Consider the following 21,696-nt stretch of genomic DNA (forward strand, 5'->3'; position numbering starts at 1 on the left):
AGTATGGTGGCAATGCTCATTAATGAAAAAAGTAATTCAAACGCGTTTGCTAGCAAAGCCATGCTTAATATTTTATGTGCTGGGTTGGATATATTATTGGAAAAAGCGAATGAGCACCCACCACTACAATCCAATGCACATATCCCCTTAGCGACTAAGCGGGCGTTTATAAATGCAGTGAGTGAGCAGTATGGGCTTGCTGCGTTATTAAAGATAGGCGCAGGGGTGACTAAATTTGTAGATTCGCCCATAGGGCAAGCGCTACTGCATGATAAGGACCCGTTGCTGCTTTTAAAGAAGTGGCAGCGGCTGGAGCGTTATGTTCATAGCCAGCATTTTGTTGAATTCGAATTTTTTGAAAACTGTGTACAGGTAAAGCACAAATCCACAGCAATAGAGCAACCTAGCCTTGAGGAAGACTTAGTTGTTTTAGGTGTGTTATGTGCATTGTTGCATGAAACCTCGGCGCACACTGTTTACTTAAGTCGCAGCGAGTCAGTAAATACAGGAATGTTTAGCTATCCTGCATTAGCATGTGACCAAGCTGAATTAAATTCAGATGAGCCTTGGTATATTCACTGGAGTACATCAATAAATACGAGTGTTACGAGCCATGTTGCACAGGGAAAGCAGGCATCATCTCAGGCTATTGTTGATAACACTAAACAGGCAATCATCGCACTGGGTCTGTTAGATATTGAGTTAGATAAAGTGGCACGTTATTTAGCACTCTCACAGCGTTCGTTACAGCGACATTTAAGTGCTCAAGGCCATAGCTTTGCTAAGTTATTGCAAGAAGTTAGGGTAAATAGCGCTAGCCACTATTTACTAGAACAGTCATCGTGCGCAGCTGAAATTGGCTTTATTTGTGGTTTTGCTGATCAGGCGCATTTTTCGAGAATATTTAAGTTATGGACGGGCATGACACCAAAGCAGTATGCCCAACTTTCTATGCAAAAATAACATTAAGCCTTTACCATAAAATAGTGTTTTCAATTTTTGCTATCGGGTAATTTACTTTAGAAGAGGCTGTCATATTTAAGTAGCTCATTTTACCCGATAGGGATGAGGGGGCTGGTGTAATACCTTTATAAGCTAATACATAAGTAGCATCGTTATTTAAAATCAATTCAATATTATCCATAAAAAACCACATACCAAAAGACCCTGGACCAATATTAACAATTAGTTGTTCTGGGGTTTGTGATAACAAAGTTACTTTGAAAGGCGCTAGCTTTTTAGCTTTTAAAACAGGACCTACACAGGTAATGGATTGCTCTTTTTTAAGTTCGGTTAAATTAGCGCGAATAAACTCAGCAAAAAGCTCAGGTAAACACACTTTATTATCTAACCTATCATCTTGCCAAAGCGGCTCACCTAACTCATTAAAAGCACTGACCGAATTGCGATTTATAACTATTTTACCGCGCTGAGTTTGATGTCCAACGCTAACGTTAAGTACAACATCGGATGCACTCCACTGTGTATTAGCATGATAAAGTAAATGGTCGTTTTTTATAATTTTAAGCTGGTGGCTATTAGGTTTAACTAATGTATTTATGGTCACGCTATTACTTGCTGTTGTAACAAAGCTAATACTGAACAGTGCAAACAAACTGAGCGATTTTAATTGTGGATTCATAGTGCTGCTTTTCGTGTATTGGATTTGGATATAAGCATAATGTTTTGTAATGAACAAAAATTGTAGATTCACGCCATTTAATATTTATTTTGATTCGCTAAATCATATTGCTGTAATGAGGTTGAGATAATCGTTATAGCGTCTATTTTGACTGTAAACGAATGTAAAACACTCTGTATGATCTATTTATCTTTAGTGTTTTTTAATCCATTGAATTTGATTGCTTTTTTGATGATGTAAAATTTCATCCAGTATTTTCATTGTTTATTAAACGTGATTAATCTGCGTGTTAATCTGACTGAAATATTTCTGTAATATTTGAGTGTTCTAATGCGTCGCGAAACAAAAACGTCATCAAAATGCCATAATTGGTAAGACAAAAACCGAGATTTAAACATGAGTGAATCAAACCAGAACACGCTATTAATGAAAACGCTTAATTGGGCTGCCATTGCCTTTTTAGTTTATTTAGTACTTGTTGCAGTGGGTAGTGTAAGTGGTGGTTTTAAACTAGCGTCGGGCGGTACACAGGGCGCACAAGAAATTTTTGCTTTTGCAACTAACCCATTTGTGGCGCTGTTACTTGGCGCACTAGCAACCGCATTAGTGCAATCATCTTCAACGGTTACGTCGGTTATTGTGGGTTTGGTCGCAGGTGGTTTACCGCTTAGTATTGCAATTCCAATGGTAATGGGTGCAAATATTGGTACCACGATTACCAACACTCTCGTATCGATTGGTCATATTCGCTCTAAAGAAGAGTTTCAGCGTGCATTTGCAGCGTCTACAGTACATGATTTTTTTAACTTACTCGCGGTTGCTATATTTTTACCGTTAGAAATCATGTTTGGTTTATTACAAAAGATGTCGGCGAGTCTATCGCACTTATTTGTTGGCGATGCTGATTTGTCATTAAAGAGCTATAACTTTATCAAGCCACTTGTAAAGCCTGCAGTGGGCTTGATTAAAGATGCGTTTAGTTTTTTAGACACTAAAATGCTTGGTGTAGCCATGGTACTGGCTGGTATCGGTTTGATTTTATTTGCAGTAACAGCATTGGGTAAGTTACTGAAAAAAGCACTTGTTGGTAAAGCTAAAAACATATTACATGGCGCTATTGGTCGCGGTCCTATCGCGGGTATTACCTCTGGTGCGGCAGTGACAGTCATGGTGCAATCATCGTCAACAACAACCAGTTTAATGATTCCACTGGCCGGCAGCGGTGTATTCACGACACGTCAAATTTATCCATTTACGCTAGGTGCTAACATTGGTACAACAATAACAGCATTACTTGCTGCAACCTCAATTACAGGTCCAATGGCTGAAGTGGCGCTAACAATTGCTTTGGTGCATGTCATGTTTAACGTATTTGCAGTGGCATTAATTTACGGCACACCCGTATTAAGAGAAATTCCAATTACGCTTGCTGAAAAATTAGCTAAAGTGGGTGCAAATAATAAGTCTGCGGCGCTGGGTTATGTATTAGGATCTTTCTTTATAGTACCAGGATTAATCATGTTAGCGGTACGTTAGTCAATATCATTTGAGCGAATATAATAATTAAAAAGCGCTATTTTGAATTTTCAAAATAGCGCTTTTTAATACCCAAACAATATGCGAGCGTCGTTGGAATTAAAAGCAGCATCAATGGCGTTATTACCACGTATAACTAGCTGAGAGCATAAAGCTGCGAGGTTTTCCTGGAAAATAACGCTCACTACTAAAGCTCGTGTAGTCAGCTCGTTCTGCGTAAGCTTTGTTGGTAAGGTTAGTAATGCGTGCTGCGAGAGTTAGTTGTGGTGTTAGCTGCCAAGCACTTCGCAAATTGAATAGATGATGACCCGTATATTCATGACGATTTTCAGGATCAGTAAAATAACGGCTGACATGATGCCATTCTAAAGCGAGTTGTGTTGTATCCGTTGGCTGGTAGTTTATTTGCATGTTAGCGAGGGTACGCGGTGCGGTGTCTATATCATTCCCGTTAATATTAATGTCGTTTAAAATTTGGTTATAGCTGTAACTGTGTTTAGCATGTGTGGCAGCAAGAGCCAATTGTATCGATTTACTGAGTGCGTAATTAAGTTCGACCTCGACTCCCCTATGGTGTGACTTGCCGTCATTCACAGTAAAAAAATCACTGTCACGAAATATACTGTGTTGTTTGTTCATCGCATATGCTGAAAGCACATAATGCAACTGTTGATAGTGGCCTTTTAGCCCAAGCTCTAAGTTATCAGCGGTTTCTGATTTTAGTTCAGCTATTTCTTGATCTCGTTGTAATTGATATAACTCTGCGGCTTGCGGTGCGCGGTAACCTTGTGACACGTTCGCGTAGATATAGTGATTGTTATTTAATTGATAACTTAGCCCCAGTTTAGGCGATAAATTGCTAAAGCTATTTTTGCTGCTCGCAGGACGGGAGTAACGACAGCCACCTTTTTCGCATACTGTGCCATCATCACGAGTGCGGCCAGCTAGCATGTTATTGTCGTAATCATAACGTATATGTTCAAAGCGAGCGCCTGCGCTTATGGTAAGCGCCTTAACGTGCCAATTAACACTAATAAAAGGCGCGTAAAGCGTGCTATTTACATCGTAATCATAATGCTTGCCTTGGGGGACTGTTGCGACTAAGAACGCAGATCCTTGTGTTGGCTCGTTCTGGTTTTGTAAAAAATCAGCCGCGGTGTATTCAGTATCAAAACCAAGGTGAATACGAATGTCGTTATTGTAGTTATGCTGCCATAAAGACTGAATACCAAAGCCTGTTTGTGCATTTTTTTCAAGCGGTGTGCCGGGTAAAAAATGTTTTAAAAAGTCCATACTTTGATTACGAAAATAGGGCGTAATAGTGACGATATTATTACTTGATTGCCACTGTGCTTTTGACCAAGCACGAAATGAACGCGCTTTACGAAATGCGTCTGGGTTGAGGTTAGCTTGTGCAAGGTTTTGATCTTTGTAGCTTTCAAAGCCAGTAATAAACCCAGCAGTTTGCTGGTCTAAATGAGTGTAAGTAAGCCCAGAGGTGAGTAGCAGATCGTTACTCTCAAAGCGATAACGAAGGTTGATTTTTTCTTGATATACACTTTCATCATCTCGGTAACCACTATCGCGAGTGATGCTGGCATTAAAGCCTATTCCTTGTGTGCCAAAGTCTTTACCGCTGCGTAATTTTAGGCGTTTATAGCCGTACGAACCGGTATCAATACCCAGTAAACTATCGCCGTAAGTGGTATCAGGGGTGATGACATTAATGACACCATGCACAGCGTTTGAGCCATATAGCGCAGAGCCTGGGCCTTTTAAAACCTCAATACGCTCTGCCATTTCGGTGTGCGCTTCAAATAGCTCGTTGATATTACAAAACCCAGCAGCGCGTAAAGGAATGCCATCCTCAGCACTAAGTAAGCTGGCGCAGGCACCAGCACCAGTTAAAACCGCAGAGCGTAACGCGGGTAAATATTCTTGGCCATTGCCGTGCTGAATATTCGCACCTGCTATTTGCTTTAATACTTGCTCAATATGGGTCGGGGCAATGAGGGCTAGTTGTTGCTCACTGATAGTGCTTACTACGACAGGCAGCGGATCAGCTAATGTTTCTGTGCGCGATGCGGTGGTTGTTATGCGTTCAATTGGGCTTTGTGTGGCAAATGAATTAAAAGCCAGTGGTGTAATTATTACCATGCTCAGTAAGCGATATAACATGAAAACCCTTTACCTAATTAATTCTAAAGCTAAAGGGTATATAACTTTTTAGTTGTTACAAAGCTTTAGTCTTTAATATTTGAAATAAACCATTTGCGTTGCTTGATTAGAAATACGCCACTGAGCAAAGCGAGTAGCCAAAAAATGCTTCCGCCACTACTGCCATTTTTGTGGGTTACTTTGGCAATTTTTTCTTCTTTAACGCGTGTTTTAAAACGGCCAAGCTCTGCGTCTAAATTAGCTGCCATATCATCAACCGCTAAGTTAAAACTGTGCTGAGATTGCGTATTTAAAGTATCATCAATACCAACGGCAGTGCTTCGCTTGTCAACTTTATTAATACCAGGGGCGCGAAATAACATTTTTTTACTTTTTACATCAAACACGGCTGTATCAACAAAGGTTTGTACCGTATTTTCATTACCCGGAATGACGTATAAACCGACGATGGTGAGATATAAAAAAGCGGCATTATTTTCCAGCGTTTGAGCCACCTGGTCGTACGACACAAGCGCCATAATGTCGACATCATACAAGCGAGATACTTGCTCAAGGGTTGTGAATCCTTGACCTCCCTTTAAATAGCTACTTGGAATAATTTCAATCCGGTCAATATAGTCATACTGCATAAATTGGTTTTTAACTTTTTCAAGTAAGGCTATTTCATCATTGCTGCGTATACCGGAATCATATTTGTTTGGAATAAACGCAATACCTACTGTTGCAGGAAGATTCAGCGTTGGCATACTGGGTAGATGTGCCTGACGGCTTTGCTCATCTGGGTATAAAAAATCGACTAAACTGCTAGAGCGAGTTTTTTGATTCGTATTTTGGCTGAAAAAAGTGCTACAGCCTGCTAAAGAGGTGACGATAATCACCAATATTAATTGCTGAACTTTCATATTATTCCTTATTATTCATTATTATAATGAACTAATGCGAGGTAATTTAACCCCACATTGGTGTGATAAGCGATCCGATAAGTTTGAACGTAAAATACCTAAAAAGTTCTGTTAGTCTAGGCTTAAGTCGATTTCAGCCGTGACATTACATTGCAAAATAAACTCCTCATCGTGGCTTACCAGCATAAAGCTGCCTTTAAACTCGGATAAGCAGTTGGCGAGTAACTGCTTATTATCAAGGTCTAAATGGTTGTCGGGCTCATCAAGTAACAGTAAATACGCTTGTGCGTTGTGGGCTGCTATTAACATTGCTAGTTGCATTTTTTCACCGCCGCTTAATTGACTTATAGGGCGGTAAATATCATCGCCCTTAAAACCAATATTTGCCAGTAAATGACGCATGTGCTGCATGTCGAGGTTACTACAATATACCTCTAATGCATTAACTAAATTTTGTGATGATGTTAAAAATGCACAGTGTTGATCAATATAAAGTATCTTGCTATTTAATTGTACTGCGCCTGAAAACGAACGTGACGGGGGGTTAACTGAGTTACTTATAAGATGTAATAAGGTTGATTTTCCACAGCCATTTGGGCCTTTAATATGCAGCTTATCATTGTTAAATACGCTAAATGTTATCGGCGATGCAGATTTAAAAGGAAGCACTAACTGTTCAACAAATAGCAGCCGTTTATGTGTTGTTTGTAGGTTAAATTGCAGCTTCATGGTGCTACTTGTGGGCAGTTGCTCTTTCAACGCTTGGCGTTTATCTATTATGGCTTGGTGTTTTGCTGTTGCTAAACGTTCGCTATTACCTTTACTGGCTTGTGCATTATTTTTTTTAAAATCCAACATCATTTTTGGCTGACTAGCATTGCTACGGATTTTATTACCTTGTGCTGCGCGCTGTTGGGCTTTTTCGTGATTTAGCTGCGTTTGCTGTTGGTGCTTTTTTTGATCTTTTTCAAGGTGATTAATCTGTTTTATTAACGCGGTTTGTTGCAGCGCTTTTTGCTCGCTAAAATGTTGGTAATTACCCGTCATATAATGAGCACCTTGTGAATTTAGCTCAATAATTGCATCACATTCATTAAGCAGTTGCCGATCATGGCTTACTATAATTACCAGCCCTTTAAATGCGTGTAATTGTGCTATTAGCCAGCGCTTTGCTGGGATATCGAGGTGATTACTTGGTTCATCTAAAATAAGTAAATCTGGCGCAGCTTGTAATGCGCAATATAGCAGTAAGCGCCTTTGTTGGCCGCCGCTTAATTCAGTCAGCTTGTGTTTTAGTGGTGCATCAATACCGAGGGTTAAAAGTTCTTGTTGGTAGCGTTGCTCGCACAACCAATCATCATTCACAGCGTTAAAGTCAGCTTCACAGCTGCTGCCTTGTGCAATACGCGTAAGTGCAGCCAGTTTTGTATCTATAGCGAGTAATTGTGCAATTGTTTGCGAAGCTGCGCTTTTGGGCTGCTCATTTACCTGTTGCTGTGAAATGAGTAACACATTGGCGCTAAATTCAACACTCCCAGCTGTTGGTTGGATCTTATTAGCTAGTATGTTTGCCAATAATGATTTACCGCTGCCATTAGCGCCGATGATTGCAGTGAGCTTTTCAGTGACTGAAAAATTAAGCTGCTTGAATTGGTTGTGACCATCAGGGTATTGAAAACCCAAATTGTGAACGTGTAATGTATGCATAATGCCTCTGGATAGTGCAGGGCATGGCGCGCAAAAATAGTATTTTTATACTGTGATAGGTCGAAATATGACGAATTTTGCGCCCACTAACCCTGTAAATTCAAATAAATAAAACGAATTTCAACAGGTGTTAGTTAGTCATTAATGCGCAAACTCCATTAGGAAAGTGCGATTATCTTAAACAATAAAGGATAAGGTTGTCACGCTTTTATTTTTTAGAGGTGGTTTTAGCATATTAATAGTTTAGATAATCAACTGTTTATATTGAGACTATAGGGTATGATTATTGAAAGTGGCAGCTAGAGATGCAGGGATTCGTGAGGTATATTCAATTGTTTTGATTACTTGGCGATTAAGGTTTAATAGTAAAGGAGTGTTAAGTCGTGTCCGTAGATATTGTGAAAACGCAGGTGCCAGATAATAGTCAAATATCAAAAGTATTGTATGACGCTTATTTTTTTGATGTGTATTCATTTCACTCACATATTAAAAATAGAAGCTCACTGCAAGTGTGGTTAGATCATGCAGCTACCACACCTGCTTGGGTTAATTTTTTAATGGCAACTCGCAATAGAGTTGTTGGCCTTTTTGGTCTGAAAAACCTGGGTGCTTTAGGTGGTTTCGATTCAAGTAAACCAAAGAGTGATTATAAAGTTGGTGATAGGGTTGGTATATTTACCTTACTTTATTTAAGTGATGAAGAAGTTGTTTTAGGTGATTCAGATAAACATTTAGACGTGCAAGTTTCTATTTTTAGGGATGAGATACAAGGTAATTTCATTTCAATTTCGACAGTGGTTCATGTGCATAATTTTTTAGGTAAGCTTTATATGTTGTTTGTAAAACCAATGCATAAAATGATAGTACCGGCATCGATTAAAAGAGCCGAGCCCACGTCGGATTGTTAGGTTTGTAAACAGGTGGTTTATATTTTCAAGATACGGAATATTTATGCGTTATATTTTTACTTTATTATTTTTTATAATCTCATACAGCGCGCATAGTGAAGAGATTAAGCCTTTTACGTCAGATGGGTGCAGCGCTTTTCCTGATGGTACGTTTGAGCAAAAAGAGCTATGGCTAAATTGTTGTACAGAGCATGATTATGCTTATTGGCAGGGGGGCACGTATGAGCAGCGTTTAACAGCTGATCAGCAGTTACAACACTGTGTGGCTCAAGTTGGCGAACCTGCAATAGCACAGCTTATGTTAGCGGGTGTTCGAGTGGGAGGGAGTCCTTATTTACCAACATCATTTAGGTGGGGATATGGTTGGTCCTATCCACGCTGGTATCAGCCGTTAACCGATGATGAAAAACAGCAAATAAAACGATAAAAATAATGTTAATAGATAGAGAAACTCTTATATTTCTTCATCTTTAATTCAGATGATCTTGCTAGGCTAATAAATTTAATGAACAGCCTGTACTGTATATTATTAGTTAAAATGGCTTTATACCCAAGCCACCTCAAAATGCAGAATTCAGCGTTTCACAGGGGCTTAATATCAAGGCGTTGCTTTGCAACAATGGCAATCCCTTTTAAGAAGGACCACAACAGAGTAAGTGCCTGTGAAACGCCCAATGGGTTGGTTTAAAAGCGATTTATACTGCGTTATTTTTATAAGGGATTGATTTTAAAAATAGAACCACTATTACTTGCAATCAATGCCTTGCCTAAATCGCTTTTAATTCCAACGACGCTCACATCTTGAGGTGGCTTGGGTATATATTTAACCTAATTAAGGAACTAACGTGTTAATAGCAGAGATAATAATAACCACTATTTTATTTATTTTTACTGTATTACCTATGTCTTATAGCCAGCATTACTTAGTGAGAAGTTGTGATTTTGTTCGCCTGCAGGTTTTTTATTTGGCGTTGTTTAACCTTGTTATAGTTATGTCGATGCTCCTTATTTTTGGTGGAGATTATTTGTGGTGGGCAGCAGTAGCGGTGGCTAACAGTATTATTGTTAGTGTTCAAGGTTGGTGGATATTTCCTTACACATGGTGCGCTGCGCATGAGGTTAAAAGTGCCCAAAGTAACGCGCAGCATAGTATTCGTATTATGTCAGCCAATGTATTAATGTCGAACCATAATAGTGATGCATTGCTAAAGTTAGTTGATAAGTATCAGCCCGATTTACTGATCACGCTTGAGTCAGATGATTGGTGGCAGCAAAAGCTCAGTGTGCTCAAAAAAGACTACCCTTATACAATTGATTGTCCAAAAGATAATCGCTATGGCATGCATCTATTTAGTAAATACAAAATTAAACAGGCGCAAATTTGTGAGCTTGTTGAAAGTGATGTGCCTTCAATTCACATTTTGTTTGTTAATGATGAGGGTTTAGAGATACAAGGTCACTTCATTCATCCAGCACCGCCGAGCCCAACAGAAGAAGATTCCTCTCGCCCGCGAGATAGTGAGTTGATAATGGTGGCCAAAGCGCTTAAAGATGCTACGCGCCCTGTGATTGTCGCTGGAGATTTAAACGATGTGGCTTGGTCTCGCAGTACTCGTTTATTTATGCAAGTAAGTGGCCTATTAGATCCACGTAAAGGGCGTGGCTTTTTTAATACATTTCATGCGAGTTACTTTTTTATGCGCTGGCCGCTGGACCATCTTTTTCATAGTACAGGGTTTACCGTCAAGCGCATTAAGCGTTTGGCCAAGTATGGCTCTGATCACTTTGCGTTACTAACTGAGTTGGTTTATGAAGATATTGAGCAGCATTCAAATCTTGATGAGAATACCGAGTTAGAAGAGGATGTTGATGCATTAATGATGGAGCATTTAGATAAAGGCCAAGTGCCTACATTTTAAAGGGTGTGTCATTGTAGCAAAGTAATGCCTTGATATTAAACACCTGTGGAACGCTGCATTTTGCATTGTGAGGTGGCTTGGGTATATACATTAAGGTGATGGATGCATAAAAAAAGGGCCAATAAAGGCCCTTTGCAATGATGTAATCAATTAGCTAATCATAATTGTTTTAATATTTACAAATTCTCGTATGCCAAAACCGCCGTGTTCACGGCCGTGACCACTGTCTTTTACTCCGCCAAATGGTAAATTTGGTTGCGCTAAACCATAGCCGTTTATATTGATCATACCGGTTTCAAAATGATTTTTGGCAAGCTCAATAGCTTTGTTTTCATCTTTTGAGAAGATACCACCACCTAAACCATAACGTGAGTCGTTAGCGATACGCATAGCGTCTTGGTTATCTTTAGCTTTAATTAACGATGCTACAGGGCCAAAAAGTTCATCATCGTATGCGGGCATACCTGGCGATAAGTTTTCAAGTAGCGTGGGCGGATAGTAAAAACCCGTTTGCTCTGGAATGTTGCCACCTGCGACGACAGTAGCCCCTTTTGCAACTGATTCTTGCACTTGCTGATGAATTTGATCGCGTAAATCCTCACGCGCCATTGGCCCAAGGTTAGTCTCCTTATCCATCGGGTCGCCCATTTTCATGCTTTTAAGTTGCTCGCTGAGGGCATTTTTAAAGTCATCATAAAGGGCATCAACAACGACAAAGCGCTTAGCCGCCACACATGTTTGGCCATTATTTACCATTCGCCCTTGTAAGCAGGTTTTTACAGCAAGCGCTAAGTCTGCATCATCAAGGACTAAGTAGGCATCGTTACTTCCCAGTTCTAATACCGTTTTTTTAACGTATTTACCTGCACGTTCAGCTACTTTTTTACCTGTACCGTCACTGCCAGTAAAGGTCACGCCACGAATAGCTGGGTGGCTAATCAACTCGCTGGCAGTTTTACCGTCAATTAATAAATTAGTGAAGCAGTATTTTTCAAAGCCCGCTTCAATAAAGAGAGATTCGATTTTTTCAGCCATGCCAAATACATTACCGGCATGTTTAAGTACGGTAGTATTACCTGCCATTATGTTAGTTACAGCGTAGCGGATCACTTGATATAGTGGGAAGTTCCACGGTTGAATGCCCAATAAAACCCCGGTCGGTTGGTAAGTAATAATTGCTTTACCATTTTGCATTTGACGTGTTTCATCCGCTAACTGCGACGCGCCATTTTCAGCGGTATAACGACAAATTGCAGCGCATAGCTCGACTTCTTGTAAGCCTTGTGAATAGAGTTTACCCATTTCTAAAGTCATTAACTCGGCCAGTTGTTGTTTATTTTTTTCAAATATACTGGCAAGATTATTGAGTAAATCAGCGCGTTCAGAAAATGATGTTTGGCGCCATTTTAAAAAGGTATCGTGGGTTTTATCCACGGCTTGCTGTGCTTGCTCCAATGTTAGTAATGTATACTGAGCAATGGTTTCTTCAGTTGCCGGATTGATAGTGGTTACTGTGTTAGTCATACTTATCTCCTTACAAATCATGTGCAGAAGATATTGCAAAGCTAACGCCACTTTATTTTTTAGCTAAATAAGCTTTTTAACCACTTGTTAATAATGGGGTTTGTGTTTTGTTTGGTTTTATTTATATAAATTATTAAGTAGCTGTATTCTGTAAAAAATGCACGTAACAGAAAATGTTACAAGGAGAGTCTAATGATAAGGTCACTTTTTAATATTCCCCTTGCGCTTATTCAAGCGCCTATGGCCGGCGTGCAAGATGCAAAGCTTGCAGCAAGCGTGTGTGAAGCCGGTGGGCTTGGCTCATTACCATGTGCGATGTTAAGTGAGCAGCAACTTATAGCTCAATTAACTCAACTTACACAAATTACTAATAAACCTTATAACCTTAACTTTTTCTGTCATGCGCAATCAGATTATACGCCAATCCAAACACAGCAGTGGCATTGTCTTTTAGCTCCCTATTTTGCAGAGTATGGTGTTGATGAAAGAGCACTAAGTAGTGAGGCATCCCGACAGCCCATAACTCAAAAAATAGTCGATGTTATAGCCCCATTTAAGCCGCCAGTAGTGAGTTTTCATTTTGGTTTACCTGCAAATAATATAGTGCAACAAATCAAGAGTTGGGGGGGCAAAGTAATCTCAACCGCGACGACTCTCGACGAGGCTATTTGGCTTAATAACAATGGTGCGGATGCAATTATTGCGCAAGGTTTAGAAGCCGGAGGACATCGTGGGCATTTTTTATCAATGGATTTGAATTTACATAAAACAACCACAGAGCTTGTTAAAGAATGTGTGGCTAACGTGAGTGTTCCTATTATTGCTGCTGGCGGTATTGCTGATGCGGATGACGTACTGAATATGAAGCTACTAGGCGCCAGTGGTGTGCAGGTTGGTAGTGCTTATTTACTGTGTAATGAGGCAACAACATCTGCACTTCATCGTGATGCAATATTAAAGCAAGGCGATGGATCTACATCATTAACAACGTTGTTTTCAGGGCGTGTAGCCAGAGGCATTTGTAATCGTGTAATGAATGAACTCGGCTCAATACCTGAGCATGTTCCGCCATTTCCTTATGCAAGTATTGCAATCACGGCGCTTAGATCTAAAGCCGAGGAGCGTAAGGAAAGTGGTTTTTCACCGCTTTGGTGTGGGCAAAAGTATATTCCTCGAGTGAATGTGAGCGCAGCTGAAGTGTCGTTGGTATTAATGAGTAAGTGGTCTGTATAGATGCCACAATCACACATATTACCACTGGGCGATAGTAACCGTGAATTAGCGCATGCTTTGGCTGATAAATTAGCGGGGCGTTATCCGACAAAGCAATTTGAGCGTGATGACGTGTTAGTGCAGCAAGGGCAAAAACAATATTATGGGTATTTGTTACTTGATGGTGTGCTTGGGGCATTACATGCAACTGCTGATGGCGGTCAGAAGTGTAAAGAGTTTTATTTTAAAGACGAGTTTGCATTGCTATTTACTAATTGGCTAACGGATACAGATGCTTTTTATCAATTGAAAGTTATTAAATCTGCAAAAGTAATTGTTGTGCCACTTAGCCTTTTTACTCAGCCTGCATGGCAATGTTTAAAGCAGCAATTAATTACTCAACAGCTTATTTTTAAAGAAGCAAAAGAAGCATTTTTACTGCTCAATACACCTGAGCAGCGGTATTGTTATTTAGTGAACGAAAAACCTCATTGGCTTGCTCAACTGAATTTAACTGAAGTCGCACTGTATATTGGGATATCGGCTATATCATTATCAAGAATTCGTAAGCGCCTTAACTTAAGTTAAGGGGAAACGACATAAAGCTAGTTAGACTGCTGTTTTTACAGGAGTCGCTATGTTCATACTTTCACAATGTTTGGTTGCAGTTGCCACACTTTTAGATTTAGCATCGTTTCAATTTAAGTCCCGAAAACTTATATTACTGTGCTTGTTTAGTTCGGTGCTTTTAACTGCCACTCATTTTTTCTTATTGAATAAAATGAGTGCCGCTTTATTGATGCTGATTGCCGCTACACGATACTTTTACTGTATTTTTAACCGTAGCCAATGGGCGATGTTAGGGTTTATGTTATTAAGCTGTGTTGCCGTGGCTCTAAGTTGGCAAGATTGGCTGAGCGGTTTGGCGTTAATCGCAACCTTGATACAAACATTTGCTTCATTTCGACAGCGGGATGTATTGTTGCGACTATTTATGGTGCTCGGTACTGCTTTTTGGATAAGTCACAACATATTGGTGGGTTCACCTGTTGCGGTATTAATGGAGTGTTTATTTTTAATGAGTAACCTGATTGGGTTGTTTCGTTTTTATGTGCTGCCTAAGGATATTAAACCTGCAAGTTAGCAGGTTTAATTTTTATTCAGAGCATTAAAGTTGTTTTACAATTTCTTTTAGTAAGTAAGTTTCGCGGATAATTGATAGCCCTTGTTTATCGCTGTTGGCCAGTGTGCGCTCGTTGTGGGCTATGGCCTCATGAATATCAACCCACTTAGCAACCATGCCATTTTGCTGCTCGTAATGCTCAAGCTGCGATTGTCCTAACTGCGCATCAATACTGCAAAAATAACAGTAAGATTTAATGTTTATAACGTCAAAGTCATCTTTGTACCAAGGCCTAAATTCTTCGTATAAACCAAACTCACCAAGTACTTTAATATTTTGGGCGCCGGTTTCTTCTTGTAGCTCGCGGATAAGCCCTTGCTCAATAGTTTCACCTTCGTCAATGCCGCCGCCGGGTAGGCTGTAATCTTCATAGCGTTTAGTAAACATAAGCAAAATAGTATTATCACGTAGGACAATTGCGCGACCCGTTAAGCGAGTAAACTGCGTTGAAGTTGCATTACTTATACTCGGGTGGATTGCTGTTTTTAATAAGCGCATAGAGTTCCTTGTTTAAATTTAAAAAAATACCTTATTAAGTAAACCAATTGTATCAGTTAAGCGTACATATATAGTTAAGTGCGTATTCTATGTCATAAGAGAAAGTCAGAACCTTTTATTTATTTATTAGGGTGCGTAGAATAGGAAAAAAATCATAGGGATTTAAAATGTTAAACATACTTTTAGTCGATGATGACGCCGAGTTTAGTGATGTTGTATGCCATATAGTTGAATTTTTAGGTCATAACATTGATACCGCAGCCAATTTGGCAGAAGCAGAACAATGGTTTGTTAATAATACCTTTGACCATGTTTTTTTAGATTTTATGCTGCCAGATGGCAGCGGTTTGCATTTGGTTGAGCACTTAAAAAGTATTGGGCAAACTCCAAAGATCACGTTAATTTCTGGTCATCCTTCAGTTAAAGGTAAATTAGCTGAGATGTGTGAGCCTAACGTAGGGCATTTGGTTAAGCCTTTGCAGCGCGAAGATATTGAGCGAGTACTTAACCCTAAAAAGAAAGCAAATAAGAAAAAAGCAAAGCCGAGCATTGAAAAGCACTTTGGTACGCTAATCGGCGAATCTGAAGTGATGAAGAGTTTGTATACCATGATTGAACGCGTTGCGAATACAAGCGCAAATGTGATGTTAATGGGAGAAAGTGGTGCAGGTAAAGAGGTAGTCGCTCAGGCTATCCATAATGCCAGCCAATGTGAGGGGCCGCTTGTGGCAACCAACTGTGGTGCTTTATCAAAAGAACTAATAGGCAGCGAACTGTTTGGCCATGAAAAAGGGGCATTTACAGGGGCTATCGCCCGTAAAGAGGGGGTGTTTGAGCAAGCAGCAACAGGAACCTTATTTTTAGATGAAGTAACTGAAATGCCTATTGATATGCAGCCAAATTTACTGCGTGTTCTAGAAAGTAGAAAGGTTACACGAGTAGGTGGAAACCGTGAGCTACCTGTTGATTGTCGTGTTATATCAGCTACCAACCGTTCGTTAACTGATTTGGCGCAAAACAATGTTATTCGTGAGGATATTTACTTCAGGTTGGCTGTGTTCCCTATCGATATTCCTGCATTGCGCGAGCGCAAGGAAGATATAGAGCTACTTGCTAAAGCTTTTTTAGATCAGTTAAATGATGAAAATGGTACTGATTTCAACTGGCAAGCAAGCCAGTTAAAAGAGCTTGAAAGCTATGATTGGCCGGGTAATGTACGAGAATTACGCCATGCAATCCATCGTGCCTTTATAATGAGCGATCCAAAAGGGAAAGTAATTACGTTACCAGGTAATTTAGAATCGCCTTTTTCACGTGCAAATAAGCAAACCCAAGCTAATCAGGTTAGTGCCGGTCAAACTATTGAGGAAGTTGAGAAAGAACTGATCCACGCGACTTTAGATAAAGTACAAGGCAATAAGACTTTGGCGGCTCAAATGCTAGGGATCAGTACTAAAACACTTTATAACCGGCTAAATGCTTACGGCGGCATAGGTGAATACAAGTAAACAAGGTAATCATAGAGGGCAATATGAGTGATAAAGAACCTTTAAATAAATTAGTTCATGATGCGCGTGCACCACTTAATCGTATATCAATGAATGCAGAACTGATAAAGCTTGTGCTAGAAAATGACATGCCTAAAGATAAGGCAATTGCTGCACTAGATAAAATCATCAGTAATTGTCAGCAATGCAGTGATAGCTTGCAAAAAATTAGTGATACGCAATAAAGCATATAGGAAATAACTACGCGTGAAGAAACAGCAAGGAAAAACAAACATAGTATGGGCAAGTTTTATCGCCGTTGTGCTCTGTATTATTGTAGGTAATGCTTTTTTAGCATTGAACACAATTCAAAGTTTAACTAAAACACAAGGCAGTTTAGATAACACAAACTCATTGACAGCTGCAATAGAACAGCTTCATTTATCCGTTGTGCAAGCTGAATCCGGTCAGAGGGGTTACTTACTGACAGAGAAAGAAGATTACTTGCTTCCTTATTTTGATGCGATCACTCAGTTAGAGTCACAAACTGAGCATTTGAAGTCATTGCGATCAGAAATTGATGAGCAAGCTCAGCATATAGCTGAATTATTTTTATTGGTTGACGCTAAAATTAACGAGCTAAAGCTTACTGTTAACTTGGCTCAAGATGATAAGGAGCGCCGTGCATTAGGTATACTTAATACTGATAGGGGCCGAGAACTTTATAAAGAAATTAGAGCGCTTGTAACAAAAATTCAAGATCGTGAAATTATTTTTAAAGCGCATTTATTTGCAAAGTTAAGGCAAATTAAAAATGAAGCAAAAATAACGTTTGCGATTACAGCGATTACGAGTGCTTTGTTAATTATCGGCATGTTTATTTTGACGCGGTTAAATTTGCGAAATGAAGCTAGGTATCGCTTAAAACTTGAACATCAAAATGAAACGCTCGCAAACAAAGTTAACGAGCGCACGCAAGAGCTTACGTTGTACTCAGATGAGTTGAGTCGCAGTAATCGAGAGCTTGAAGACTTTGCATTTGTGGCAAGTCATGATTTGCAAGAACCCCTGCGAAAAATTCAGGCATTCAGCGACCGCTTGGAAACAATGTATAAAGACGAGTTAGGTGAAAAAGGCATTGATTACATTGGCAGAATGAAAAATGCGGCGCAGCGTATGTCAAATCTAATCAACGATTTGCTAGAGTTTTCACGTGTAACAACACGTGGTAAGGACTTTACAGACACTGACTTAAACATTGTGATGACTGAGATATTAAGTGATTTAGAAATTGCGATAAAAGAAAGTGATGCACAAGTTAGCGTAGCTGAAATGCCCATTATTAAGGCTGATCCAAGTCAAATGCAGCAGTTGTTTTTAAATTTAATATCTAATGCAGTTAAATTTAGGCGGCCAAATGAAGCGCCTGTAATCACTATTGAACATGAGCATTATAGTGAATTTAGCGATGACCATAATACTGAGTTATCGTGGCAAATTATTAGGGTTTCAGATAACGGCATTGGCTTTGATCCCGAATATACAGATAAGATTTTTGTGCCGTTTCAGCGTCTTCACGGGCGATCGCAATACAAAGGCACTGGTATTGGTTTATCTGTGTGTCGACGTATAGTTGAGCGCCATGGTGGCACAATAACTGCAAAAAGCGAAAGCGGCGAGGGTGCAACCTTCGTCATAAAATTACCTGTGGAAAGTGAGCTTTTCACACTGCAAGGAGAGGCGTAAATGCCATTCACTAAAGTAAAACCAATTACGATATTAATGGCTGATGACGATGAAGATGATCGTTTACTAGCACAGGATGCATTAGCCGAAAGCCGCGTACTTAACGAGCTATACTTTGTTGAAGATGGCGTTGAGCTTTTAGAGTACCTTGAGCGCAGAGGAAAGTTTGAAAGCAAAGAGTCGTCACCACGACCGGGCTTAATTTTATTAGACCTGAATATGCCTCGTATGGATGGTAGAGAAGCTTTACAAGCAATTAAGGCTAACCCTAATTTAAAAGGGATCCCAGTTGTTATTTTGACCACATCTAAGCAAGAAGAGGATATGGTAAAAGGTTATGATCTAGGTGCTGCTTCATACATTACTAAGCCTGTCACATTTGAGGGGTTGGTTGAATTAATGAAAACGTTAGGAAAATATTGGGTAGAGTTTGTTGAGCTGCCGAGTACTTTTAACGATTAATAATAGACACACCCAAACTCCTTAAAAATAACCGCTTTGATTAAGAGTCGTAAATGTTGTTTTGAGGTGTTTAGGTTTGAGCCTACTTAGATATGTTTAAGTGGGCTTTTTAGCATAGGGAGATATTATGTTAACTAAAGCAACCAAATTGCTGCTTGTTGAAGATGATGAAGATGATTATATACTCACTTGTGATTATCTAGAGCAGTTAAGTGCGCATACGTTTGACATAGAGTGGATCAGTGATCCTCTGAGTGCTGTTGAAGTACTAAGCAAAAACGAACATGATATTTGCCTCCTTGACTACCGGTTAGGTGCATCAGATGGGTTAACAGTATTAAAACAAGCGGTAGAAAATGGGTTTGCTGGCCCAATAATCATGTTAACGGGGCAATCAGATGATGCGCTAGATTCAGCTGCACTTGATGCCGGAGCCGTTGACTACCTTGTAAAAAATGAGATGAGTAGTAGCCGGTTTGCACGTTCAATTCGTTACGCGTTAGCTCGACGTGATGTTGAAGATGAACGTTTAGAACGATTAAAAGCAGAGGCAGAAAACCGCTCGAAAGATCGCTTTTTAGCGCACTTAAGCCATGAATTACGTACGCCATTATCGTCTATTTTGGGGTACACTGAGTTACTTATGCAAAGTGACTTTAGTGAGCATGCGAATAACGAATTGGGGGTGATTTATCGTAACGGTAAGCACTTACTTAGTTTGTTAAATGATGTGCTTGATTTATCAAAAATAGCTGCAGATAAACTTGAACTCAGCTGCAGTAATGTAAACTTAGATAGCTTAATGGCTGATGTATTTACCTTGATGCGCGTATCGGCGTTGGATAAAGGGTTGTCTCTTCGATTTGAGTCACTGCAACCTCTGCCGTTGATTATTAATGTTGATGCGACACGGTTTAGACAAATTCTGATTAATATTGTCAATAATGCTATTAAATTCACTGATGAGGGTGAAATTGTTGTTAGAGCCTGGACCGAGGTGGTTAATAATCGGGAAATGCTATTTTTTAGTATAAAAGATTCAGGAGTTGGTATAGCACCTGAAAAACAAGCCTTAATATTTAAACCATTTGAACAAATTGCGGATGTAGAGTCTAGATCTGTTGGTGGTGCAGGCTTAGGCTTGGCGATATGCTCTGAGTTATTAAGTAGAATGCAAGGAAGCATATCTTTGGAGTCCGCTATTGGTAATGGCTCTAAATTCACTATTTCTCTCTATCCTGGCAATATTGAGGGAGTTGAACGTGAGCTTCTTAAACTTGATTTAACGCCAAATATGCAGCATAAAACCGCGCCATGTCAGGTTACTGGTCGAGTATTAGTGGTTGATGATTTAAGAGATTTACGGGTTTTAGTTGGCCATATGATCTCCTCCGCAGGGGCTAAAGTAGACTATGCGGAACATGGAAAACAAGCGCTTGATAAGGTTAGTAAGGCGCAACAAAATGGCACCCCTTTCGACATTATATTTTTAGATATTCATATGCCAGTTATGGGTGGAAAAGAGGCAACAATAGAGCTCAGGAAAATGGGTTTTAAGGGAGCTATTATTGCTCTGACTGCCGCTACAATGAAAGGAATACACAGTGAGTTATCCGCATTAGGCTTTAATGATGTGATCGGTAAGCCAGTAGATTCAACTTTATTGTATCAGTGTTTGCAAGATAAGCTTATAAATAATAATCAACCCGAAGAAACAGCTATAAAGCATAAAGTAAGTGAAAGTAGTGCACGCTTTTTATTAGTTGAAGATGATGCTGATGCTGCGCAAATAACTCAACTATTACTGGAAAGCTTAGGAGTCGAAACGCTGATCGCATCAAGCTATGCTCATTGTCTTGCGGTTTTAAAAAGTGATAGCCAGTTTGATAAAGTACTGCTTGATATGCATTTACCAGATGGCAGCGGTTTGGATCTGGCCAGCTATATAAAACAACATTATCCAAAAATACAGCGGGTAATTGTCAGTGGTATGGAGCCAGATCCTGTGAAAATTAAGCAGTTGGAAATAGAACAAGTACTGTTAAAGCCGATTAATTTATCGTTGTTAACAGACCTGATTAATGTTTAACATAAAGGAACATCTTTAATGAATACAATATTGTGTGCTACTGAGTCAATTAGTCCGAATAAAGTTGTTTGTGTAGGACGTAACTTTGCAGCTCATATCGCAGAGCTTGGCAATGAAACGCCCACTGAACTGTTACTTTTTATAAAACCAAATAGCGCAATTAGTACTAATTTAAAAAGCCACCATAACGATGATGAATTGCATTTTGAGACCGAACTGTGTTTTTTAGTACAAAATAATCGCCTTGCGGCAGTTGGAATTGGACTTGATTTAACAAAGCGCGATGTGCAAACACATTTAAAGAGTAAAGGGCTGCCATGGGAGAGAGCTAAAGCATTTGATGGTTCTGCTGTATTTAGTGAGTTTGTGCTAATAGATGACAGTAAAGCCGCATTTAGTTTTAGCTTGAACATCAATGGTCAGGTACAACAACAAGGTGATTGTGAGCTGATGATCACAAAACCAGATGCTATTTTTGCGCAAATTAGTGAGTTTATGACTTTGCAAGATGGCGATATTATAATGACTGGTACGCCTGCAGGTGTCGCAGTGGTAAATGCGGGATCTGAGTTTGTAGCTCAACTGTATTTATCGCAGCAGTTATTATTAGAGCAGCGCTGGTTAGCCGTTTAAATTTACCTTGAGTATAGGACTGAGATGGTTTTAGCATAACAAAAGCCCAATGATTTATTGGGCTTTTTAG

General features: G+C 39.6%; 20 protein-coding genes. 14 read left to right on the plus strand and 6 right to left on the minus strand.

Translation table 11 applies throughout. The annotated features are described in order from the left end of the window. Positions 1-3: 3 nt before the first annotated feature. Positions 4-963: a helix-turn-helix domain-containing protein gene (locus HJP15_RS11085; protein WP_197279083.1), complete on the plus strand. Its 960-nt coding sequence runs from the start codon at positions 4-6 to the stop codon at positions 961-963. A 10-nt stretch (positions 964-973) separates the two neighbouring features. Here the strand turns inward: HJP15_RS11085 and HJP15_RS11090 are convergent, their stop codons facing one another. Next, entirely contained in the window at positions 974-1,642 is a 669-nt protein-coding gene (locus tag HJP15_RS11090) for a hypothetical protein (protein WP_170173788.1), read from the minus strand. 396 nt (positions 1,643-2,038) lie between these two features. On the opposite strand from HJP15_RS11090, the gene HJP15_RS11095 reads away from it, so the two are divergent. Next, positions 2,039-3,178, plus strand: a complete 1,140-nt coding sequence (locus HJP15_RS11095) for a Na/Pi symporter (RefSeq protein ID WP_054206192.1) — start codon at positions 2,039-2,041, stop codon at positions 3,176-3,178. A 123-nt stretch (positions 3,179-3,301) separates the two neighbouring features. Here HJP15_RS11095 and HJP15_RS11100 read toward each other — a convergent pair whose 3' ends face one another. From HJP15_RS11100 to HJP15_RS11110, 3 genes are all read right to left on the minus strand, one after another. Further along, on the minus strand, positions 3,302-5,356 hold the full coding sequence (locus HJP15_RS11100) for a TonB-dependent receptor (protein ID WP_170173789.1): 2,055 nt from the start codon (positions 5,354-5,356) through the stop codon (positions 3,302-3,304). Positions 5,357-5,421: 65 nt separating this feature from the next. Further along, positions 5,422-6,258 (minus strand): rhombotarget lipoprotein, encoded by an 837-nt coding sequence (gene rhlP / locus HJP15_RS11105; protein ID WP_054206190.1) that lies wholly within the window; start codon positions 6,256-6,258, stop codon positions 5,422-5,424. Between the two features lie 111 nt (positions 6,259-6,369). Then, positions 6,370-7,965, minus strand: a complete 1,596-nt coding sequence (locus tag HJP15_RS11110; protein WP_170173790.1) for an ATP-binding cassette domain-containing protein — start codon at positions 7,963-7,965, stop codon at positions 6,370-6,372. Between the two features lie 383 nt (positions 7,966-8,348). On the opposite strand from HJP15_RS11110, the gene HJP15_RS11115 reads away from it, so the two are divergent. From HJP15_RS11115 to HJP15_RS11125, 3 genes are all read left to right on the plus strand, one after another. Continuing rightward, complete coding sequence (locus HJP15_RS11115; protein WP_170173791.1) at positions 8,349-8,873, plus strand: DUF2867 domain-containing protein; 525 nt, start codon at positions 8,349-8,351, stop codon at positions 8,871-8,873. A gap of 43 nt (positions 8,874-8,916) precedes the next feature. Then, a complete protein-coding gene (locus tag HJP15_RS11120; protein ID WP_054206187.1) occupies positions 8,917-9,300 on the plus strand; it encodes a PH domain-containing protein in 384 nt (127 codons plus the stop codon). Positions 9,301-9,718: 418 nt separating this feature from the next. After that, complete coding sequence (locus HJP15_RS11125; RefSeq protein WP_349304625.1) at positions 9,719-10,792, plus strand: endonuclease/exonuclease/phosphatase family protein; 1,074 nt, start codon at positions 9,719-9,721, stop codon at positions 10,790-10,792. A 150-nt stretch (positions 10,793-10,942) separates the two neighbouring features. Here the strand turns inward: HJP15_RS11125 and HJP15_RS11130 are convergent, their stop codons facing one another. Next, complete coding sequence (locus HJP15_RS11130) at positions 10,943-12,316, minus strand: NAD-dependent succinate-semialdehyde dehydrogenase (protein WP_054455260.1); 1,374 nt, start codon at positions 12,314-12,316, stop codon at positions 10,943-10,945. 192 nt (positions 12,317-12,508) lie between these two features. Here HJP15_RS11130 and HJP15_RS11135 point away from each other — a divergent pair, with 192 nt between their 5' ends. From HJP15_RS11135 to HJP15_RS11145, 3 genes are read left to right on the plus strand one after another with little or no spacing between them, the layout of a single operon-like run. After that, positions 12,509-13,549: an NAD(P)H-dependent flavin oxidoreductase gene (locus HJP15_RS11135; protein ID WP_054206184.1), complete on the plus strand. Its 1,041-nt coding sequence runs from the start codon at positions 12,509-12,511 to the stop codon at positions 13,547-13,549. Next, the gene (locus HJP15_RS11140) at positions 13,550-14,116 is read left to right on the plus strand and encodes a Crp/Fnr family transcriptional regulator (RefSeq protein WP_054206183.1); all 567 of its coding nucleotides are present in this window, start codon (positions 13,550-13,552) and stop codon (positions 14,114-14,116) included. Between the two features lie 49 nt (positions 14,117-14,165). Further along, entirely contained in the window at positions 14,166-14,672 is a 507-nt protein-coding gene (locus tag HJP15_RS11145) for a YgjV family protein (RefSeq protein WP_054206182.1), read from the plus strand. A 24-nt stretch (positions 14,673-14,696) separates the two neighbouring features. On the opposite strand, the gene HJP15_RS11150 is transcribed toward HJP15_RS11145, so the two are convergent. Continuing rightward, positions 14,697-15,209, minus strand: a complete 513-nt coding sequence (locus HJP15_RS11150; RefSeq protein ID WP_169326790.1) for an NUDIX hydrolase — start codon at positions 15,207-15,209, stop codon at positions 14,697-14,699. Positions 15,210-15,376: 167 nt separating this feature from the next. Here HJP15_RS11150 and HJP15_RS11155 point away from each other — a divergent pair, with 167 nt between their 5' ends. The 6 genes from HJP15_RS11155 (at position 15,377) to HJP15_RS11180 (ending at position 21,626) form a co-directional block, all read left to right on the plus strand. Next, complete coding sequence (locus tag HJP15_RS11155) at positions 15,377-16,717, plus strand: sigma-54-dependent transcriptional regulator (protein WP_169326791.1); 1,341 nt, start codon at positions 15,377-15,379, stop codon at positions 16,715-16,717. Between the two features lie 23 nt (positions 16,718-16,740). Further along, positions 16,741-16,941, plus strand: coding sequence for a hypothetical protein (locus tag HJP15_RS11160; RefSeq protein ID WP_054206179.1), 201 nt, complete (start codon positions 16,741-16,743; stop codon positions 16,939-16,941). Positions 16,942-16,963: 22 nt separating this feature from the next. After that, positions 16,964-18,442, plus strand: a complete 1,479-nt coding sequence (locus HJP15_RS11165) for an ATP-binding protein (protein ID WP_170173792.1) — start codon at positions 16,964-16,966, stop codon at positions 18,440-18,442. Continuing rightward, complete coding sequence (locus HJP15_RS11170) at positions 18,443-18,904, plus strand: response regulator (protein ID WP_054206177.1); 462 nt, start codon at positions 18,443-18,445, stop codon at positions 18,902-18,904. 127 nt (positions 18,905-19,031) lie between these two features. Then, positions 19,032-20,993 carry a response regulator gene (locus HJP15_RS11175; protein WP_170173793.1) on the plus strand — a complete coding sequence of 654 codons (1,962 nt, stop codon included), beginning with the start codon at positions 19,032-19,034 and terminating at the stop codon, positions 20,991-20,993. Between the two features lie 18 nt (positions 20,994-21,011). Then, positions 21,012-21,626 (plus strand): fumarylacetoacetate hydrolase family protein, encoded by a 615-nt coding sequence (locus HJP15_RS11180; RefSeq protein ID WP_054206175.1) that lies wholly within the window; start codon positions 21,012-21,014, stop codon positions 21,624-21,626. Positions 21,627-21,696: the final 70 nt, after the last annotated feature.

It is taken from the genome of Pseudoalteromonas sp. NEC-BIFX-2020_002, assembly GCF_013002825.1.
Classification (GTDB): Bacteria; Pseudomonadota; Gammaproteobacteria; order Enterobacterales; family Alteromonadaceae; genus Pseudoalteromonas; species Pseudoalteromonas neustonica.

Bases quoted from the DNA above. Each gene is read 5' to 3' on its own strand.
- HJP15_RS11160 (WP_054206179.1), top strand. From the start codon at position 16,741: ATGAGTGATAAAGAACCTTTAAATAAATTAGTTCATGATGCGCGTGCA.
- HJP15_RS11135 (WP_054206184.1), top strand. From the start codon at position 12,509: ATGATAAGGTCACTTTTTAATATTCCCCTTGCGCTTATTCAAGCGCCT.
- HJP15_RS11120 (WP_054206187.1), top strand. From the start codon at position 8,917: ATGCGTTATATTTTTACTTTATTATTTTTTATAATCTCATACAGCGCG.
- rhlP (WP_054206190.1), bottom strand. From the start codon at position 6,258: ATGAAAGTTCAGCAATTAATATTGGTGATTATCGTCACCTCTTTAGCA.
- HJP15_RS11150 (WP_169326790.1), bottom strand. From the start codon at position 15,209: ATGCGCTTATTAAAAACAGCAATCCACCCGAGTATAAGTAATGCAACT.
- HJP15_RS11130 (WP_054455260.1), bottom strand. From the start codon at position 12,316: ATGACTAACACAGTAACCACTATCAATCCGGCAACTGAAGAAACCATT.
- HJP15_RS11175 (WP_170173793.1), top strand. From the start codon at position 19,032: ATGTTAACTAAAGCAACCAAATTGCTGCTTGTTGAAGATGATGAAGAT.
- HJP15_RS11095 (WP_054206192.1), top strand. From the start codon at position 2,039: ATGAGTGAATCAAACCAGAACACGCTATTAATGAAAACGCTTAATTGG.
- HJP15_RS11090 (WP_170173788.1), bottom strand. From the start codon at position 1,642: ATGAATCCACAATTAAAATCGCTCAGTTTGTTTGCACTGTTCAGTATT.
- HJP15_RS11180 (WP_054206175.1), top strand. From the start codon at position 21,012: ATGAATACAATATTGTGTGCTACTGAGTCAATTAGTCCGAATAAAGTT.
- HJP15_RS11170 (WP_054206177.1), top strand. From the start codon at position 18,443: ATGCCATTCACTAAAGTAAAACCAATTACGATATTAATGGCTGATGAC.
- HJP15_RS11085 (WP_197279083.1), top strand. From the start codon at position 4: ATGGTGGCAATGCTCATTAATGAAAAAAGTAATTCAAACGCGTTTGCT.
- HJP15_RS11155 (WP_169326791.1), top strand. From the start codon at position 15,377: ATGTTAAACATACTTTTAGTCGATGATGACGCCGAGTTTAGTGATGTT.
- HJP15_RS11110 (WP_170173790.1), bottom strand. From the start codon at position 7,965: ATGCATACATTACACGTTCACAATTTGGGTTTTCAATACCCTGATGGT.
- HJP15_RS11145 (WP_054206182.1), top strand. From the start codon at position 14,166: ATGTTCATACTTTCACAATGTTTGGTTGCAGTTGCCACACTTTTAGAT.
- HJP15_RS11140 (WP_054206183.1), top strand. From the start codon at position 13,550: ATGCCACAATCACACATATTACCACTGGGCGATAGTAACCGTGAATTA.
- HJP15_RS11100 (WP_170173789.1), bottom strand. From the start codon at position 5,356: ATGTTATATCGCTTACTGAGCATGGTAATAATTACACCACTGGCTTTT.